The sequence below is a fragment of the Xanthovirga aplysinae genome (assembly GCF_009711365.1).
Classification (GTDB): Bacteria; Bacteroidota; Bacteroidia; order Cytophagales; family Cyclobacteriaceae; genus Xanthovirga; species Xanthovirga aplysinae.
Window position 1 is genome coordinate 1 of sequence record NZ_SMMB01000609.1, and the last position, 2,698, is coordinate 2,698.

2 protein-coding genes are annotated in these 2,698 nt (G+C 36.7%); both read right to left on the reverse strand.

Going from position 1 to position 2,698, the window contains the following annotated elements; translation table 11 throughout:
- On the reverse strand, nucleotides 1-978 hold a 978-nt coding region (locus E1171_RS03240; RefSeq protein WP_155204030.1), incomplete at its 3' end, for a hypothetical protein.
- 163 nt (nucleotides 979-1,141) lie between these two features.
- Nucleotides 1,142-2,515 (reverse strand): methyltransferase RsmF C-terminal domain-like protein, encoded by a 1,374-nt coding sequence (locus E1171_RS03245; RefSeq protein WP_155204032.1) that lies wholly within the window; start codon nucleotides 2,513-2,515, stop codon nucleotides 1,142-1,144.
- Nucleotides 2,516-2,698 lie beyond the last annotated feature (183 nt).

Consider the following 2,698-nt stretch of genomic DNA (forward strand, 5'->3'; position numbering starts at 1 on the left):
CATATTATTACACCTTAAAAAGCGGTTATTTTTATAGAAATCCGCCAATTCATTTTTCAATTTATTGGTATTATCTGGCAAGGCAATATTATCGTTTAACATTGCTGCCAGCAGGTCTCTTATTTTCCGATGGGAGGACCTTATACGAGTAGCAATAAGGGCTCTTTCCTCTTTCTGGTACTGAACCATTGTTTCAGGCGTCATATTTCCTATTCCGACCTCAATTAAAGCATTATTCTGCTTAAAATATTGAGGCATATAAATGGATCGACGTCCCTCATAAGATTGCTGATCAAAATCGATGGCTCGAATTCTATAGTGGACCTCTTCAAAATCCGGTGTCACCACAACCACAAAATTGCTCGAGTGCATATCCCCCAATAAACGGACAAAACACCGTTCATTAAATTTTATAAACTCTTTGGCTAAACGTATTTTATTGATACTTGGAGAATTAAGCTGCTCTTTAATAAATAAGTCCCCAGGAATTCCTGCAATATGCTCTTCTATTAACGTATTTCCACTAACCAGGTAATTAATTAAATTCGGGGACAAAAGATTCTCCAATTCCAATCCATACAATCGGGAAGCATCGGCATGCTTAACATAAAAATAATCAAAGTTATCGTTTATTCGATTCACTACCCGGATTCTAAAAGGTCTTGTATTCCCATAAACACAAACATCCACCCTGTCAATATACAAATGCTTGATTACAGAAATATCCCCGCTAGACTTTAGATCGGCATACATCCTTTTGAGATTCTCATGAATACTCTCCATTTCTTCCTGGGAATAATAAACGGTTTCCCATAAAGTATCCTCTCCCAGACTATCATACAAGGGAACAGCACTTACATACCTGGTTAAATCTTGGTACTGCAGACTGAAATCCGAATTCTGTCCGTGTTTGTAAAGGTATTGACGGAAGGGCGTAGAAATTTCATAGATCTGCTTTTTACTAGTAATAAGAGCCATTATTAATCAAAAAAGAAAATGAATAATGTATAATTATTGATGAGTAATTTAATGTATTAATAACAAAAAAATGTATTGACTATTACATTATAAAATCGAATTCATCCAAAAAGCCTAGATTAAGTACAAGTTTTTGAACGAATTCCATCTTTTTTAGTATTGATTAATAATTTTCACTAGAGATATCCATTCGTATACGCCATTCCTTAGGGTAATAGGTATTCAAGCGATTTCCAGCCCTTTTCACCCAACCAAGAGGAATTTCCTCAAAGGTAATCAAGGCCCAATCTTTGGGAAGTTCGTGAAGTTGAAGGTCTCCTTTACTCAAAAATTGAAGAGCTGTCTTCTTGTCCACCTCTAAATGTTGAAAATTTTCTTTATTTAAAGATTGGAACATGGCCAACTGATGTGAAGGCCTAATATTTTTTCTTTTCAACTCTGCTAGTTCTGTTCCTCCATACACGACCCGAAGGTTTTTATACAGCTTTTCAATCTGAGTTAATTTTTCTTTTGGAAAGGCTTTTAGGGTATCTTTATGTTTAATGAAAGCCCAAGGGTCCTCATTTTTCAACCAACCATTAAGGGCTTGTTGTTCTTGCTTAGAAGCTTTCTGTAAAAGACTTTTTTTTGATTTCTTCTTAGTGGAGGGAGGCTGCCATTCTCCTTTTTTCCGAAGAACGGTCAAAAAGAAGCCCTCTCCCTTGTTTTGGTGCGGATAAAAATGATAGGAATATTGACTCTTTTCTTCAACAGCAGTCACATTCCATTGGGGATCTGTTTCAATTTTCAAACTTTCTGCCTCTTTTTGGTCTAACAGCCAGGATATATTGTCCTCATTTTCTAATTGGTTATAAGTACATGTACTGTAAATTAACACTCCCCCGGGACGTAAAGCATCCCAGACGTCCATTAAAATACGCTGTTGTCTTTGTGCGCAAAGTTTTACATTTTCTTCTGACCATTCGGTTACTGCTCCTGGATCTTTCCGAAACATCCCCTCCCCTGAACAAGGGGCATCCACCACCATCACATCAAAAAATTCAGCTAATCGATTAAAGTCTTTAGGGTCATTGTTGGTAACCAAAACATTGCCACTTCCCCACTTGCACATATTCTCAGCCAAAATACTCGACCGAGATTTAATCACCTCATTAGAAACCAAAAGACTGTCCTCGGAGATTAAAGAAGCCAAATGGGTAGATTTACCACCTGGGGCCGCACATAAATCCAACACATTTAAGGATTCTTCAAGGTCCACATGCTGCTTAAATGCTTGCTCCAAAAACATTGAACTTGCTTCTTGTACATAGTAAGCCCCAGCATGAAAAAGAGGATCTAAAGTAAATTTTGGTCGTTTTTCCAGATAAAAACCATCCGTAGTCCAAGGAACAGTTTGTGGAAAGTTAAAAACTTTCCATTTTTTACAATTCAGCCTGATACTTACCGGTGTATCCTCCTCTAATGCTTGTTGGAAAGCCGGAAAAGCATTTCCCAACTTTTCCTTCATTCGCTTCTCAAAAGCTTCAGGTAAAATCATGGATTGAAATTAAAATTCAAATAAACAAAAAAGAAAAGGGCCTACCCAATTACTCCCGGAATCTGGCAATCTTGCCTTCCCTCATTTACCTTTAAAAAGGTCCTAAATTCCTAATTATTTGTTATCCTACTTAAACCATTTCAAATGAAATAATTTCCTCAATTGTTTGGTTTTCTTTTTTTG

Coding starts and splice junctions, on each gene's coding strand:
- E1171_RS03245 (WP_155204032.1), bottom strand. CDS start 2,515: ATGATTTTACCTGAAGCTTTTGAGAAGCGAATGAAGGAAAAGTTGGGA.